The following is a 14,669-nucleotide window of genomic DNA, read 5'->3' on the forward strand; positions in this document are numbered from 1 at the left end:
GCTCACACCTCCTGCGCCGCTGCGCCCCTGGCCTGGGCCAGGGTGTCCAGTTCCTGGAGCACGGGCAGGGCCAGGGAGACGGCGGTGGCCGGGCGTTCGTCGACCAGTTCGCGGGCGTGGTCGAGGCGGCTCTCGATGCTGCGCAGGGCGCGGGCGCGGCTCCCGTCCCGGGTGGAGCCCGCCTCCAGTTGCTCCTTGCCGAACAGGTGGGTGGCCTCGCTGAGCAGTTCCCGCGCCAGTCCGGCGAGTTCGGGGCTGCGGATGGGCTGCTGCTCGTAGAGGTTGCGGGCGGCGACCAGGCATTCGGTGATGCGCTCGGTGATGCTCCAGGACATCCGGGGGCCGACGTCGCGGGCGTCGGGGTAGACGGCCCGCGCGTCGTCCCAGAGCCCGACGCCGTCCGCGTCCTCGCCCTCGATCCGGCGGCTCCACAGGTGTTCGAAGACCTGCTCGGCCAGGCGGAGCAGCCGGTCCTGGGCGGCGATGTTCCGGGACAGCTCGGCCAGTTGGATGCTGCGTTTGAGGAGCTGGGCGGAGAAGTCCGTCATCCTCCAGAGCAGGAGCCCGCCGGTGCGCTCGGAACCCGCGAGCGGCATGGTGACGCCGGGGTGGTGCAGCCGGACGGCGGGGTCGTCGCGGGTCATGCGGCTGGTGACCCGGCCCCGGTCCGCGAGCCGTTCCATGATGGCGACGGTGCGGGTGAGGTCGTCGTCGGTGGCCTTCCGGCGGATCAGGTCGTGCACGAGGATCGCGGCGACGGTGAGGGAGAAGTACTCGGACTCCAGCCGCAGTCCGGTGGTCTGCCAGGGCAGGTCCTCCAGCGGCCAGCGGGCGGCGCCGAAGCGGGCGATGGCCGACCAGTACTGCTGGCTCAGCTCCCAGCGCAGCCGCAGGGCCTCGGCGAGCTTCTGCTGGTCGGGTCCGAGGAGGCCGAGGGTCAGGGTGCGCTCGGAGAAGAGGTCCTGGATGCCGTCGAGGGCGACGACGGTGAAGTACACGTAGGGGAGCCGGTCCGCGAAGCCGTCGGGCTGGCCGGGGAAGGGCGTCTCCAGGTCGGCGACCTCCGGGGCGCCGTGCACCACGCCCCAGGCCCAGCCGCACTCGAAGAGCTGGCTCTCGTCGCGGATGCTCTCGTCGAACTGGATGCCGCGGGTCAGGCTCTCGATGATCGTGGCGCGCAGCGGGCGCAGCCGGCGGGAGAACTGCTGGAGGACCTGCCGGTCGGACTGGCTGCCCTGCCCGATGACCTGGATCAGCCGCTTGCCCTGCTCGGACTCGGCGTCGAAGACGTTGACGGTGAAGGAGCGCAGCAGGCTGATCATCGCGGCGGTCAGCCGGGTGTTGGTGGTCTCCCGCAGCTCGCCGATGGCCCGGCGCATCTCGGGCCGGGCGGTGCTGGCCTCGTAGACCTTGAGGAAGCCGAGGGTGGCGAGGCAGAGCGTGATCGACATGGAGTAGGAGTCGACCACGCCCAGCCGGCTCTGCTCGTCGGAGAGTTCGACGCCGGGTCCGCCGGGGCGGAAGTAGTGCCCGCCGGGGAAGGTGGGCCGGTTGTCGGCGTCGGTGTGGGTGCGCATGAAGTGGGCCAGCGCGGAGATGATGTTGGCGGGGATCTCCAGCCGGGTCCCGATCCGCTCCAGGGCCCGCAGCACGTCCCGTTCCGTGGTGTCCGGCTGGTCGAGCCGGAAGGCGGGCACCTCCGTGGCCGGGTAGAGCAGGCAGAGCAGCCGCTCGGCGTCCGCGACGCTGCTCGTCCCGTCGGTCTCGCCCAGGATGGGCTTTCCGTCCTCGAACGAGTGCCGGGCCATGGCCCGCCAGATGTCCAGCAGATGCTGGCGCGGCTTGATCTGCATCCGCCCCCCTCAGACAGATCCCGGTGCCCCTTGTCGGTCCGTCCCCGTTCCTAGGGGGCGGCAATCCCCGTATCGCGCCGTCCCAGGGCGAGGAGCATTCCCTCGTGTCCCGGGCGCACCATGTGGTGGAGATCGTGGATCTCCAGTTCCCCGGCGAGGGGTTCCAGGCTTTCCCGCACCCGCGCCTCGTTCACGCGAAAGGCCGGGAAACGGTGTTCCCCGACCCGGTATCCGACGGATTCCTTCATGAAGGCGGCGGCGAACGGCGCGCCGTCGTTGAGGCTGCTCATGAAGTTGCGCACGCCGGCCTCGAACTCCTCGGGATACTCCGACATCGAATCGGCGACGAAGAACATCGTCCCGATGTCCCAGCGGCGCCGTCCGTCGAGGTCGAAGAGGTTGGCGCGCTCCACCCGGACGATCTCGCCGAACCTCTCCCTCGGCTCGACCGCGGCGTAGGCGGGCGCCTCCGCCAGCACCTCCCAGAAGGCGTCCCACGCGGCGTCGTATCCTCCGGGGGCGAGCTGTCTTTCCAGGTAGGCGACGTTCGGCGGGGCGTATTCCAGCAGCAGGACCTTGTGGCACCAGGGGAGCATCGAGAGCGCGGGATAGAGGTTCGCCCCGGCGCCCACGTCGACCCCGCGCACGGAATCCGGAATTCCCCCGGAGAAGCACCGGCCGAAATGATCGCGCATCAGCCGGACGATCAGCACGTCGACATCGAGTGGTGTCCGGTAGTTGTTGTCGACGTACGTCTCCGGATCGAACTTCGACCAGGGCGCGTCGGCGTTGCGATCCATAATCACCCTGCCGTTTTTCCGCTCGATGTGTGGACGGACCGTGTGCCGCGCGCGGCCCGTGAACGCCGGCCGTAGGCGGTGCCGCCCCCATTGGTCGCACGGTAGGCCACCGAGGCGGCCGCGGACAGCCGCGAACTCGCCACTCCTCCAGTGCCGGGGGCACGTCGGGCGCATCGATGCATACGCCAACTTCCCCTTGAATGAAGGAAGTTGAGCGCTCACTGTAGCGACATCGCGTCACCTGCCGCCACCGAACCGTCCATTCTTCCGGGGGTGTGACAGCAGATCACCGACATTGACGCCGTCGCGACCGGGAGGTGGCATGACCGCCGAATCACTGGAACGTCCCCTGGGGATCCCCTCGGACCGCCGCGAGTGGCGGGACGGGCGGACGCCGTCCGCGGACCGGGCGCGGCTCGTGCTGCGCACGGCGCGCGAGGAGGATCTGCCCGAACTGCTGCGGCTGGACCGGGAGGTGTTCCAGGACGTCGCCTACCCCGGCTTCCTGCTGCGCCAGATGTGGGACATGTACGCCGAGCACTTCCTCGTCCTCGACGCGGGCGAGGGGCGGCTACGGGGCTATGTGCTGGCCGCCACCACGACGCCGGCGCTGGGACTGGACAGCTGGATCCTGGGCCTGTGCGTGGCCCGGGACCGCCGGCGCCGGGGGCTGGGGCGGGAGCTGATGACGGAGATCATCGCCCGGCTGCGCCGGGACGGGGTCGCGCGGGTGCGACTGACCGTGGAGCCCGCCAACCGGGCCGCGATCCGCCTCTACCGCTCGCTGGGCTTCCGGCCCGAGGGCCCGGACGCGGGACTGCGGCCGGACTACTTCGGCCCCGGGATGCACCGGCTGGTGCTGGGGCTGCCGCTCACTCCGGCCGAGGGGTGAGGCGCGCGCCGGGGTCGCGCCGCGCGGGGACGGCCGGTGCGGCGCGCCGTCCCCGCGGCCGGAGCCACGCCGGCCCCGACGCCCGGACCCGCGGGGCCCCGGCTCCGGCCCGCCCGCGCGGCGTCCCCGGCGGACGCGGCGACGCCGCCCCGGGCGGCTCCCGGACGGTACGACGCGGTGCGGTCGGGTGCGGTGCGGCGGCCCGGCGGGGGATGCCCGACAGCCCGACGGGTGCCCGGAGCCCGGCCGCACGGCGGCGCCTCGGCCCGGCCCGCGGCCGTTCGGCACTACGGCACCGGCCGCTCCCCCCGGGGTTCCGCGGCCCGGCGGCTCCCCGGCGAGCGGGTGTCCGGCCGCCCCGTCAGGACGGGGTGCCCGCGGAGTGGAGGAGGCGGCTGACGTCGGCGGAGGGCAGGGTCAGGGCCGCGCCGACCGTGGCGAGGGCGTCGCGCTCGGCGGGGGTGTAGGGGCCGTCGGCCAGGGCGATACGGGCGCCGGTCAGCAGGATCGACTCGCGGCCGGGCGCCGCCAGGTGCGGGGCCAGCGGGTCCAGCGCCTCGTGCAGCTCTATGGCCAGACCGGGCACGCACGGCTCCCCGTGGATGCGCCCGGTGTCCGCCTCCACCGCCTCGACCAGGGCGCTCAGCCGCTCCTCCGTGCAGTCCTCGAAGCCCGCGGCCCGCACCGCGACGGCGGCCGTCTCCAGCGCCGTGCGCGAGGAGGTGCCGCCCGCCGTGAGCACCGCGAGGGCGACGGTGTGCACGGCGTCGCGGAGCATCGCGGAGAAGCGGGTGGTGGTCGGGTGGTCCAGGATCTCGGTGCCGTAGTGGCCGCGGCACGCCGCGCACTCCACGGTGGGCGCGGACTCGCCCCGGGGCAGCACCGGCACCCCGAGCACGGTCAGCCGCCGGCGGCCGGTGAGCCGCTGGTAGTTGCGGTCGCCGCCGCAGCCGGGGCAGAAGAACTCGCCGTCACCGATGGGGGTCCAGGCGGTGCGCGTGCCCACGACGCGTGGCAGCCGGGCAGTTCGGTCGTCTCGTCCCCGTCCAGGCAGCACGTCGCACCTCCATAGCCGCACGGCAGCATCGCCGCGCTGGCGTGATGTTAGCCACATCGCCGACGTGGAGTCAGTACCCAGGAGGAGACCTTTCTGTGACCTCGGCGTCACCCTGGCCGGTAAACGACGGAGCCCCGCCCGCCATTTTTCGGGCGGTCGGGGCTCCAAACCACTGATTCGGCTGGTCAGCGAGATGCGCGGTTGACGGCCGAGACCACGGCCTTCATCGAGGCGCGCGTGGTGTTCGCGTCGATTCCGACGCCCCACAGAACCTTGTCGCCGACGGCGCACTCGATGTAGGAGGCGGCCTGGGCGGAGGCGCCCTCGCTCATCGTGTGCTCCTGGTAGTCCAGCAGCCGCGCGTCGACGCCGACGCCCTCCAGCGCGTGGAAGAAGGCCGAGATCGGCCCGTTGCCGGAGCCGACCAGGGTGGTCTCCCGCCCGTCCACGGCGGCCTCCACGGTCAGCGTGTCCACGCCGTCGCGGTCGGTCGTGGTCTGGCCCTGGGCGACCTGGATGCGGCCCCAGGGGTTGTCCGGGTTGGGCAGGTACTCGTCCTGGAAGACGTCCCAGATCGCCGCCGGGGTGATCTCCCCGCCCTCGGCGTCGGTCTTGGCCTGGATGATCTTCGAGAACTCGATCTGCATCCGGCGCGGCAGGTCCAGCTTGTGGTCGTTCTTCAGGACGTAGGCGATGCCGCCCTTGCCGGACTGCGAGTTGACCCGGATGACCGCCTCGTAGGAGCGGCCCACGTCCTTGGGGTCGATGGGCAGGTACGGCACCGCCCACTCGATGTCGTCGACGGTGACGCCGCGGGCCGCCGCGTCGGCCTCCATCGCGTCGAAGCCCTTCTTGATGGCGTCCTGGTGGGAGCCGGAGAAGGACGTGTAGACCAGGTCCCCAACGTACGGGTGGCGCGGGTGGACCTCCATCTGGTTGCAGTACTCCCAGGTGCGGCGGATCTCGTCGATGTCGGAGAAATCGATCTGCGGGTCCACGCCCTGGGAGAACAGGTTCATGCCCAGGGTGACCAGGTCGACGTTGCCGGTCCGCTCGCCCTGCCCGAACAGGCAGCCCTCGACGCGGTCGGCGCCCGCCATCAGCGCCAGCTCGGCCGCCGCCACCGCCGTGCCGCGGTCGTTGTGCGGGTGCACGGACAGGCAGACGTACTCGCGGCGGGACAGGTGGCGGCCCATCCACTCGAAGCGGTCCGCGTGCGTGGACGGCGTCGAACGCTCCACCGTGGCGGGCAGGTTGAGGATGATCTCGCGCCCCGGGCCGGGCTGGTAGGTGTCCATCACCGCCTCGCAGACCTCCAGCGCGAAGTCCAGCTCGGTGTCGGTGAAGATCTCCGGCGAGTACTGGTAGCCGAACTCCGTCTCCGGGCCCAGCAGTTTCTCGGCGTACTCCATGACCAGCCGGGTGCCGTCGACGGCGATCTGCTTGATGTCGTCCCTGGAGCCCCGGAAGACGACCCGGCGGAACACCGGCGCGGTGGCGTTGTACAGGTGGACGGTGGCCCGCCGGGCGCCCTTCAGGGACTCCACGGTGCGCTCGATCAGGTCCTCGCGGGCCTGCGTCAGGACGGAGATGGTCACGTCCTCCGGGATGGCGTCCGGGTCCTCGATGATCGACCGTACGAAGTCGTAGTCGGTCTGGCCGGAGGCCGGGAAGCCGACCTCGATCTCCTTGTAGCCCATCCTGACCAGCAGGTCGAACATCGCGCGCTTGCGGGCGGGCGACATCGGGTCGATCAGGGCCTGGTTGCCGTCGCGCAGGTCGGTGGAGAGCCAGCGGGGGGCGGCGGTGATCCGCCGGGAGGGCCAGGTGCGGTCGGCGATGTCGACCTGCTCGTAACCGCGGTACTTGCCGGTGGGCATGGGGCTGGGCTGCTGGCGGTTGACCATGATGGTGTGGGCTCCTCGTGATTGCCGCGGTGTCCGCGTGTCCGGAAGGACGGCCGACGGCACCACCAAGCTCCGCGGGGAGGGAGTCGGCCTTCTACAGGCCCTCGCCGCGGCAGCTAAGGAGAAGCAGCCCGAAACGCATGATGCTCCGCACCTTAGCCGAGCCACGCCGGTCGCGCGGGTCCGTCCCAGTATGCGGGACCGCACGGGCTATCCGGACAAAACGTGCTCCATACCACCAAGGCGACCGCCACGGAACCCCCCGCGCACCGCAGTTCATCCATCACGGTTGCTTCTGGTGACAGTCGAGTCACACAGTGCGATGGTTTTTCCATGACGACCTCCTCGGGCATCACCACCCACGGGCGCTTCGAGCCCGTCTTCTGCACGATCGTGCCGCCCCACGTCCTCGACCGGCTCGCCCGGCACGCGGACCCGGTCCTCGCCGGGCCCGCCCGCCGCACCCTCCAGCGCGACGCCTTCGAGCGCACCCACCGCGGTCTGACCACCGTCATCGGCGCCCCCGGCGTCGCCCCGCGGGCCGGCGCCGAGGCCGGCAAGCCCCACCGCACCATCTATGACGCGCGGCACGGGACGGACCTGCCCGGCCGCAAGGTCCGCCGCGAGGGCGACGAGCCCGGCAAGGACGCCACCGTCAACCGCGCCCACGCGGGGCTCGGCGCCACCTTCGAGCTGTTCCTCACCGCCTTCCGGCGCGACTCCATCGACGGCGCCGGGCTCCCGCTGGACGCGACGGTGCACTACGACCGGGAGTACAACAACGCCTTCTGGAACGGCGAGCAGATGGTGTTCGGCGACGGCGACGGCGAGATCTTCCTCGACTTCACCATCCCCGTCGACGTCATCGGCCACGAGCTGGCCCACGGCGTCACCCAGCACACCGCCAATCTGACCTACTACGGGCAGCCGGGCGCGCTCAACGAGTCGGTGTCCGACGTCTTCGGCTCCCTCATCAAGCAGTACACGCTCGGCCAGAGCGCCGCCGAGGCCGACTGGCTGATCGGCGCCGGGCTGCTCGCCGAGCGGGTCACCGGGGTCGCGCTGCGCTCCATGAAGGCCCCCGGCACGGCGTACGACGACGACGTCCTCGGCAAGGACCCGCAGCCCGCGACGATGGACGACTACGTGCGCACCGGCCGCGACAACGGGGGCGTCCACATCAACTCCGGCATCCCCAACCACGCCTTCTACCTCCTCGCCACCGCCCTCGGCGGCAACGCCTGGGAGAAGGCCGGCCAGGTCTGGTACGACGTGCTGGCCGGCGGCGAGCTGGCCCAGGACGCCCAGTTCGCGGACTTCGCCGCGCTGACCGTGGCGGCCGCCCGCGAGCGCTTCGGCGAGGGCGACGACCTGGACGCGGTGGCCAAGGCGTGGGAGCAGGTCGGGGTGCCCACGTCGTAGCCCCGTACGGGACACTGAGCCATGCGGATTCAGGTGAGGCGCACGGGCGGTTTCGCGGGCATCGAACGCCACGCGGAGATCGACACGGCGGGGCGGCCCGACGCGGACGAGTGGCGGGCCCTGGCCGAGCGGGTGGTCGCGAGCGGCCGGGGCGCGCCCCCGCCCGGCGTGCCGGACGGTTTCGGCTACGAGATCACCGTCGACGGCAGGACGGTGTACACCGCCGACCCCCGGCTGACGGACGAGCAGCGCAGGCTGATCTCACGGGTGTTGAAGGAGGGGGCGTAGGGGCGGAGCCCCGAAGCGCGGCGCGGGGGCGGATGCCCCACGTGCCGCGCGGGGCGGGGTCCGACCCACAGCACGGGGGCGGCGGCCCGGCAGGCGGCTCCGGCCCGGCACACGGCTCCGGGCCGGGCCGCCGGGCCGGAGCCCCTTCCCGCGTGCCACGGCGGTCCGCCGGGCGCGGGGCGGGCGGAGGCGGTTCAGCGACCCGTCGGCGGTCCGCGGCCGGCGGGGAACCGGGCCGCCCGTGGGGGGATCGTCGGTGACGGCGGGACCGTGGGGCGCGGGTGGGGGACGCGGCACCGCCCGGACCGTTGCCGGTGGTTGCCTCGCCGCCTCCGGAGGCGCGCGCCGTCGGGGACCGGGACGGTGGGACCCGTGGGACCGGTGGGGGTCGCGGGCCGGGTCAGGGGCGTACGAGCGGCGGTCCCGTGTGCGGGCGGTGGACCGGCGCGCCGCACGGAGGAGCCCGCGCGCCCGCACGGGTCCACGCACGCGCCCCCACCCCGGCGCACCGGCCCCGCACGGGGGTGCGGACCCCGCCGGACGCCTCGGGACCTCCCGCGGACCCGCAGGTCCCGCCGCCGTGCCCGCAGACGCCGCCGGTCCCGTGGACACCTCCCCGGGCTCCTCGGGGCCTCCCCGCCGCCCCACGCCCACCCCTCCGCGGAGGACACCGCGCCGGAGACCCCACACACCGACGCGCCTACTCCGGCCCCGGCCCTACGGGCCGCCACACGGGCCTCCGCCCCCGCGCTGCCGGACACCGCCCCCGCCCTCGCGGGCCCGCCCCCGTCCCGTCACCCCGGGTCCCTACTCCTCACCGGACTGCGCGACCGCTACGGCGACCGGCTGCCGCCCGTGGTCATCACCGGGAACGGCTGCTCCTGCGAGGGCCTCGACGACCGCGACCGCGTCGCCTGCCTCGACGGCCACCTCCGCGCCCTGCACACGGCGCTCACCGCCGGGGGCGACGTGCGCGGCTACTTCGTGTGGTCGCTGCTGGACAACTTCGAGTGGGCGAAGGACTACGCACAGCGGTTCGGGCTGGTCCACGTGGACTTCGCGACGCTGGAACGCACCCCGAAGACGTCGTACCACTGGTTCCGGGACGTGCTGCGGCGGCAGCGGGGCGCCTGAGCGCCCGCTCCGCCGGGGCCCTTCCGGGAGCCGCCGGGGAAAAGCCCTCGGCGGTGTCGGCGGGGAGTCGTACGCTGGAGTCAGCAGACCCACCCGTCACGCGGCACCCGCCGCAGAGGAGGACGAGCAGGCCTAGAGCGCCGGCCCATGACGCAGACACCCTCAGCTCACCCGCCCGCGCAGGGGCAGGCGAGAGCACAGTTCACCGTCCCCGCCCGGCACCCCATGGTGACGGTGCTGGGGTCGGGAGATTCGCTGCTGCGCGTGATCGAGAAGGCCTTCCCGGCGGCCGACATCCATGTCCGGGGAAATGAGATCAGCGCCGTCGGCGACGCGCGCGAGGTGGCCCTCGTCCAGCGCGTGTTCGACGAGATGATGCTGGTGCTGCGCACGGGGCAGCCCATGACGGAGGACGCAGTGGAACGCTCGATCGCCATGCTCAGGGCGAGCGGGAACGGGGAGGGCGAGGGGCAGGAGACCCCGGCCCAGGTGCTCACGCAGAACATCCTGTCCTCGCGGGGACGCACCATCCGCCCCAAGACGCTCAACCAGAAGCGGTACGTCGACGCCATCGACAAGCACACCATCGTCTTCGGCATCGGCCCCGCCGGCACCGGCAAGACCTACCTGGCCATGGCCAAGGCCGTGCAGGCGCTCCAGTCCAAGCAGGTCAACCGGATCATCCTGACCCGCCCGGCGGTCGAGGCCGGCGAGCGGCTCGGCTTCCTCCCGGGCACCCTGTACGAGAAGATCGACCCCTATCTGCGCCCGCTCTACGACGCGCTGCACGACATGCTCGACCCCGACTCCATCCCCCGGCTGATGGCGGCGGGCACCATCGAGGTCGCGCCCCTGGCGTACATGCGCGGCCGGACGCTGAACGACGCGTTCATCATCCTGGACGAGGCGCAGAACACCAGCCCCGAGCAGATGAAGATGTTCCTGACCCGGCTCGGCTTCGACTCGAAGATCGTGATCACCGGTGACGTGACCCAGGTCGACCTGCCGGGCGGCACCAAGTCCGGGCTGCGGCAGGTCCAGGACATCCTGGACGGCGTCGAGGACGTCCACTTCTCCCGGCTGACGTCCGACGATGTCGTCCGGCACCGGCTGGTGGGCCGTATCGTCGACGCCTACGAGAAGTACGACAGCAGGAACGGCACCGGGAACGACGCCCACCAGGGCGCGCGGAACGGACCCGGCGCCAAGGCCAAGGGGAAGTAGACCAGCGCGACCATGTCGATCGACGTCAACAACGAGTCCGGAACCGAGGTCGACGAGCAGGCGATCCTCGACATCGCCCGCCACGCCCTCGCGCGGATGCGCATCCACCCGCTCTCCGAACTGTCGGTGATCGTCGTGGACGCCGACGCCATGGAGCAGCTGCACATCCAGTGGATGGACCTGCCCGGCCCGACGGATGTCATGTCCTTCCCGATGGACGAGCTGCGTCCGCCGTCGAAGGACGACGAGGAGCCGCCGCAGGGGCTGCTCGGCGACATCGTGCTCTGCCCGGAGGTCGCCGCCCGGCAGGGCGAGGAGGCGCCGACAGGGCACTCCATGGACGAGGAGCTGCAGCTGCTCACCGTCCACGGGGTGCTGCACCTGCTCGGCTACGACCATGAGGAACCGGACGAGAAGGCCGAGATGTTCGGTCTGCAGGCCGCCATCGTGGACGGCTGGCGCGCGGAGAAGGGCCTGACCGGCCCGTCCCCGGCCCCCACCGTCTCATGAGCCTCCCGCTCGTCGCCGGAGCGGTCGCCCTGGTGGTGATCGCCTGGCTCGCCGCGTGCGCGGAGGCGGGGCTCGCCAGGGTCTCCAGCTTCCGCGCGGAGGAGGCCGTCCGGTCGGGCCGGCGGGGCAGCGCCAAACTGGCGCGGGTCGCGGCCGATCCGACCCGCTATCTGAACGTGGCCCTGCTGGTCCGCGTGGCCTGCGAGATGGCCGCCGCGGCCCTGGTCACCTACGCCTGCCTGCGGCAGTTCGACGGCACCGCGCGGGCGCTGGTCGTCGCCATCGCGGTGATGGTCCTGGTCTCCTATGTCGCCGTCGGCGTCTCGCCGCGCACCATCGGCCGCCAGCACCCGCTGAACACGGCGACGGCGGCGGCGTACGTCCTGCTGCCGCTGGCCCGGGTCATGGGCCCGATCCCCTCGCTGCTGATCCTCCTCGGCAACGCGCTCACCCCCGGCAGGGGCTTCCGCCGGGGCCCGTTCGCCTCCGAGGCGGAGCTGCGGGCCATGGTGGACCTCGCGGAGAAGGAGTCGCTGATCGAGGCCGAGGAGCGCCGCATGGTGCACTCGGTGTTCGAGCTGGGCGACACCCTGGTGCGCGAGGTGATGGTCCCGCGCACCGACCTCGTCGTCATAGAGCGCTACAAGACCATCCGCCAGGCGCTCACCCTGGCCCTGCGCTCCGGTTTCTCCCGCATCCCGGTCACCGGGGACAGCGAGGACGACATCGTGGGCATCGTGTACCTCAAGGACCTGGTCCGCCGCACCCATGTCAGCCGGGAGGCGGAGAACGCGCTGGTCTCCACCGCGATACGGCCCGCGGTCTTCGTGCCCGACACCAAGAACGCGGGCGATCTGCTGCGCGAGATGCAGAAGGCGCGCAACCACGTCGCCGTCGTCGTCGACGAGTACGGCGGCACCGCCGGGATCGTCACCATCGAGGACATCCTGGAGGAGATCGTCGGGGAGATCACCGACGAGTACGACCGCGAGCTGCCGCCGGTGGAGGAGCTGGGCGGGGGCCGCTTCCGGGTCACCGCCCGCCTCGACATCGGGGACATGGGCGAGCTGTACGGGCTGGAGGAGTTCGACGACGAGGACGTGGAGACCGTCGGCGGACTGCTGGCCAAGGCGCTGGGCCGGGTGCCGATCGCGGGTGCCACAGCGCGGGTGGAGCTGTCCGACGGACGGAAGCTGCGGCTCACGGCGGAGGCGGCGGCGGGCCGCCGGAACAAGGTGGTGACGGTGCTGGTGGAGCCGGTGGACCCGGAGGAGCCGGCCGGGCCGGAGGACGCGGAGTGACCCCTGGGGAGCTGCGGGCCCTCTGCCTCTCCTTCAACGGCTCGGCGGAGGACTTCCCCTTCGACGCGGCGACGTCGGTCTTCCGGGTGGAGGGAAGGATGTTCGCGCTGACCGCGCTGGACGCGAGCCCGCTGAAGGTCAGCCTGAAGTGCGACCCGGACGAGGCGGTGCGGCTGCGCGGGGAGCACCCGGAGCTGATCGTGCCGGGCTGGCACCTGAACAAGCGGCACTGGAACACGGTGACGGCGGACGCGGACCTGCCGGACCGGGTGGTGCGGGAGCTGACCGAGGACTCCTACGACCTGGTGGTGGCGGGCCTCCCGCGGGCGACCCGGCTGCGCCTCGACCGCCCCTGACGACCGGACGCCGGGCTGCCCGCGGGCGGGACCCGCACGTGGCGGCTCCGGCCGCCCGTCGGAGGGGCCGGTCACCGCGCGAACGCGCCGACCGCCGAACGCCAGGTCGCTCACCCGGTCACCCGGTCACCCGGTCACCCACCGGTACGACTGCCGCACCGGGCCCGTCATTCGGCGGAAGGGCCGCGGTGCCGGGGGCCGGTCGCCCCACGGGACGGCTACGGCGCCGGGGCCGGTCGTCCTGCGGGAGGTGCCCCACGGGACGGCCGCGGTACCGGAGGCGTCGCCCGGCAGGACGGCTGCGGCACCGGGAGTCCATGGTCCCTCGGGCCGGGCGGCCGCATGCCGGGCGGGCAGCAGGGCTCCGTATGCTCGACCCATGACCGAGACCCCCGACCTCGACCCCGAGGACCGCAAGATCGTCACCCTGGCCCGCTCGGCCCGGGCCCGCAACGGCGTGCCGGAGGGCGCGGCCGTACGCGACGAGACCGGCCGCACATACGTCGCCGGGACGGTCGCCCTGGACTCCCTGCGGCTGAGCGCGCTGCGCACGGCGGTGGCGATGGCGGTGGCCTCCGGAGCGACGTCCCTGGAGGCGGCGGCCGTGGTGACCGCCGCGGAGTCGGCCTCCGCCGAGGACCTGGCAGCGGTCGGCGACCTGGGCGGCACGGGCACCCCGGTCCTGCTGGCCGCCCCGGACGGAACCGTCCGCGAGACCGTCCCGGCCCCCTGACACAGCCCCGCAGCCCGACCCCGGGCCCGGGGACACCGCCGTCCTGGGGCTCGGCCCCTCTGCGGGCCGGGCCCGAGGACCACCTCACGGTCCGGACCTGAGACACCCCGAGGTCCGAACCACGGAGTCCCGGAGGCGGGCACGGGACAATGGGGATCGTGGATTACGGCGTGTGTGAACCAGCGCGGCTCGGACAGGTCCGGCTGCCGGACGGTCGGCTCCTGGGCTGGGCGGAATGGGGACCAGCCGACGGCACCCCGGTGCTGCTGTGCCCGGGGGCGGCCACCAGCAGACGGCTCGGTCTGGGCGGCGGCCTCGTCGACGCAGCGGGTGTCCGGCTCATCAGCGTGGACCGGCCCGGCCTCGGCGCCTCCGACCCGGCCCCCGGCCGGACCCTGACCAGCTGGGCCGTCGACATCCGGCACCTCGTCCAGGAGCGGGCCCTGCGGGCGCCGTCGGCGGTGGGGTTCTCGCAGGGGGCGCCCTTCGCCCTCGCCCTGGCGGCAAACGGTCTGGTGAACGCGGTGGCGGTGGTGTCCGGCAGCGACGAACTCGCCCATCCTCGCTTCGCCCACTCGCTGGACCCGCAGGTGAGGGACATGGTGGACGCCGTCGCGGCCGACCCCGGCGCCGCTGAGGCCTCCTTCGCCGGTTTCGGCAGCGCCGACACACTGTGGGACCTGATCATCACGACGAGCCCCGAGGCGGATCGCGCGGTCTACACCGACCCGGTCTTCCAGCACGCCTTCCGGCACGCGATGGAGGAGGCCTTCAGCCAGGGTCCAGCAGGCTATGCCCGCGACACCGTCCTGGCGATGGGCCGCTGGCCGTTCGACCCCGCCGACATCGCCGTCCCGGTCGACCTCTGGTACGGACAGCAGGACACCAGCCCGGTCCACTCCCCGGATCTGGGCGAAACGCTCGCCCGGATGATCCCGACGGCGACCCGGCACCTGCTCCCCGCCGCCGCGGGATCCTTGCTCTGGACACACGCCGAGGCCGTCCTGCGCACCCTGCTGGCCCACGTCCGGCGATGACGGTGGAATCGAGCACGCCCGGCGGAGGCCTACGGAGTCACCGAGCGGGTCCTGCTGGACGCACCCGGATCAGATCGCTGAATGCGCCTCCACGCAGGTGACGCCCTGGCGGTCGGCGGTCCGGGCGATCGACGCCGAGTCCTGCCGGAGCACCG

Annotated in this window: 13 protein-coding genes and 1 pseudogene; 10 read left to right on the plus strand and 4 right to left on the minus strand. The window is 72.8% G+C overall.

From position 1 onward, the window contains the following. Positions 1-2: 2 nt before the first annotated feature. Entirely contained in the window at positions 3-1,853 is a 1,851-nt protein-coding gene (locus tag GTY84_RS03740; RefSeq protein WP_161224640.1) for an SCO2524 family protein, read from the minus strand. 50 nt (positions 1,854-1,903) lie between these two features. Continuing rightward, complete coding sequence (locus GTY84_RS03745; protein ID WP_202549119.1) at positions 1,904-2,653, minus strand: SCO2525 family SAM-dependent methyltransferase; 750 nt, start codon at positions 2,651-2,653, stop codon at positions 1,904-1,906. A gap of 322 nt (positions 2,654-2,975) precedes the next feature. On the opposite strand from GTY84_RS03745, the gene GTY84_RS03750 reads away from it, so the two are divergent. After that, positions 2,976-3,545 carry a GNAT family N-acetyltransferase gene (locus tag GTY84_RS03750; protein ID WP_161224641.1) on the plus strand — a complete coding sequence of 190 codons (570 nt, stop codon included), beginning with the start codon at positions 2,976-2,978 and terminating at the stop codon, positions 3,543-3,545. A gap of 361 nt (positions 3,546-3,906) precedes the next feature. On the opposite strand, the gene GTY84_RS03755 is transcribed toward GTY84_RS03750, so the two are convergent. Next, a complete protein-coding gene (locus tag GTY84_RS03755; protein WP_161224642.1) occupies positions 3,907-4,602 on the minus strand; it encodes a TerB family tellurite resistance protein in 696 nt (231 codons plus the stop codon). A gap of 185 nt (positions 4,603-4,787) precedes the next feature. Beyond that, the gene (gene leuA, locus GTY84_RS03760) at positions 4,788-6,509 is read right to left on the minus strand and encodes a 2-isopropylmalate synthase (RefSeq protein ID WP_161224643.1); all 1,722 of its coding nucleotides are present in this window, start codon (positions 6,507-6,509) and stop codon (positions 4,788-4,790) included. A 351-nt stretch (positions 6,510-6,860) separates the two neighbouring features. On the opposite strand from leuA, the gene GTY84_RS03770 reads away from it, so the two are divergent. The 9 genes and pseudogenes from GTY84_RS03770 (at position 6,861) to GTY84_RS03810 (ending at position 14,514) form a co-directional block, all read left to right on the plus strand. After that, positions 6,861-7,931 (plus strand): M4 family metallopeptidase, encoded by a 1,071-nt coding sequence (locus GTY84_RS03770; protein ID WP_345943334.1) that lies wholly within the window; start codon positions 6,861-6,863, stop codon positions 7,929-7,931. 21 nt (positions 7,932-7,952) lie between these two features. Beyond that, complete coding sequence (locus GTY84_RS03775; protein ID WP_161224645.1) at positions 7,953-8,219, plus strand: protealysin inhibitor emfourin; 267 nt, start codon at positions 7,953-7,955, stop codon at positions 8,217-8,219. Between the two features lie 810 nt (positions 8,220-9,029). After that, positions 9,030-9,353: pseudogene (locus GTY84_RS03780) on the plus strand (family 1 glycosylhydrolase); the annotation flags it as partial. 147 nt (positions 9,354-9,500) lie between these two features. Beyond that, the gene (locus GTY84_RS03785; RefSeq protein ID WP_161224646.1) at positions 9,501-10,577 is read left to right on the plus strand and encodes a PhoH family protein; all 1,077 of its coding nucleotides are present in this window, start codon (positions 9,501-9,503) and stop codon (positions 10,575-10,577) included. Positions 10,578-10,589: 12 nt separating this feature from the next. Continuing rightward, positions 10,590-11,087, plus strand: a complete 498-nt coding sequence (gene ybeY, locus GTY84_RS03790) for an rRNA maturation RNase YbeY (protein WP_161224647.1) — start codon at positions 10,590-10,592, stop codon at positions 11,085-11,087. Beyond that, positions 11,084-12,388: a hemolysin family protein gene (locus GTY84_RS03795; protein WP_161224648.1), complete on the plus strand. Its 1,305-nt coding sequence runs from the start codon at positions 11,084-11,086 to the stop codon at positions 12,386-12,388. Before ybeY ends, GTY84_RS03795 begins: the two co-directional genes overlap by 4 nt. Continuing rightward, a complete protein-coding gene (locus GTY84_RS03800; RefSeq protein ID WP_161224649.1) occupies positions 12,385-12,744 on the plus strand; it encodes an MmcQ/YjbR family DNA-binding protein in 360 nt (119 codons plus the stop codon). Before GTY84_RS03795 ends, GTY84_RS03800 begins: the two co-directional genes overlap by 4 nt. A 379-nt stretch (positions 12,745-13,123) precedes the next feature. Continuing rightward, complete coding sequence (locus GTY84_RS03805) at positions 13,124-13,477, plus strand: cytidine deaminase (protein WP_161224650.1); 354 nt, start codon at positions 13,124-13,126, stop codon at positions 13,475-13,477. A gap of 170 nt (positions 13,478-13,647) precedes the next feature. Beyond that, positions 13,648-14,514 (plus strand): alpha/beta hydrolase, encoded by an 867-nt coding sequence (locus GTY84_RS03810; protein WP_345943332.1) that lies wholly within the window; start codon positions 13,648-13,650, stop codon positions 14,512-14,514. The last annotated feature ends 155 nt before the right edge of the window (positions 14,515-14,669 follow it).

It is taken from the genome of Streptomyces sp. SID8352 (genome assembly GCF_009862265.1).
GTDB lineage: Bacteria > Actinomycetota > Actinomycetes > Streptomycetales > Streptomycetaceae > Streptomyces.

What these genes read in the sequence shown, in the direction of transcription:
- GTY84_RS03740 (WP_161224640.1), bottom strand. Translation starts at nt 1,853, where the DNA reads ATGCAGATCAAGCCGCGCCAGCATCTGCTGGACATCTGGCGGGCCATG.
- GTY84_RS03745 (WP_202549119.1), bottom strand. Translation starts at nt 2,653, where the DNA reads ATGGATCGCAACGCCGACGCGCCCTGGTCGAAGTTCGATCCGGAGACG.
- GTY84_RS03750 (WP_161224641.1), top strand. Translation starts at nt 2,976, where the DNA reads ATGACCGCCGAATCACTGGAACGTCCCCTGGGGATCCCCTCGGACCGC.
- leuA (WP_161224643.1), bottom strand. Translation starts at nt 6,509, where the DNA reads ATGGTCAACCGCCAGCAGCCCAGCCCCATGCCCACCGGCAAGTACCGC.
- GTY84_RS03775 (WP_161224645.1), top strand. Translation starts at nt 7,953, where the DNA reads ATGCGGATTCAGGTGAGGCGCACGGGCGGTTTCGCGGGCATCGAACGC.
- GTY84_RS03785 (WP_161224646.1), top strand. Translation starts at nt 9,501, where the DNA reads ATGACGCAGACACCCTCAGCTCACCCGCCCGCGCAGGGGCAGGCGAGA.
- ybeY (WP_161224647.1), top strand. Translation starts at nt 10,590, where the DNA reads ATGTCGATCGACGTCAACAACGAGTCCGGAACCGAGGTCGACGAGCAG.
- GTY84_RS03795 (WP_161224648.1), top strand. Translation starts at nt 11,084, where the DNA reads ATGAGCCTCCCGCTCGTCGCCGGAGCGGTCGCCCTGGTGGTGATCGCC.
- GTY84_RS03805 (WP_161224650.1), top strand. Translation starts at nt 13,124, where the DNA reads ATGACCGAGACCCCCGACCTCGACCCCGAGGACCGCAAGATCGTCACC.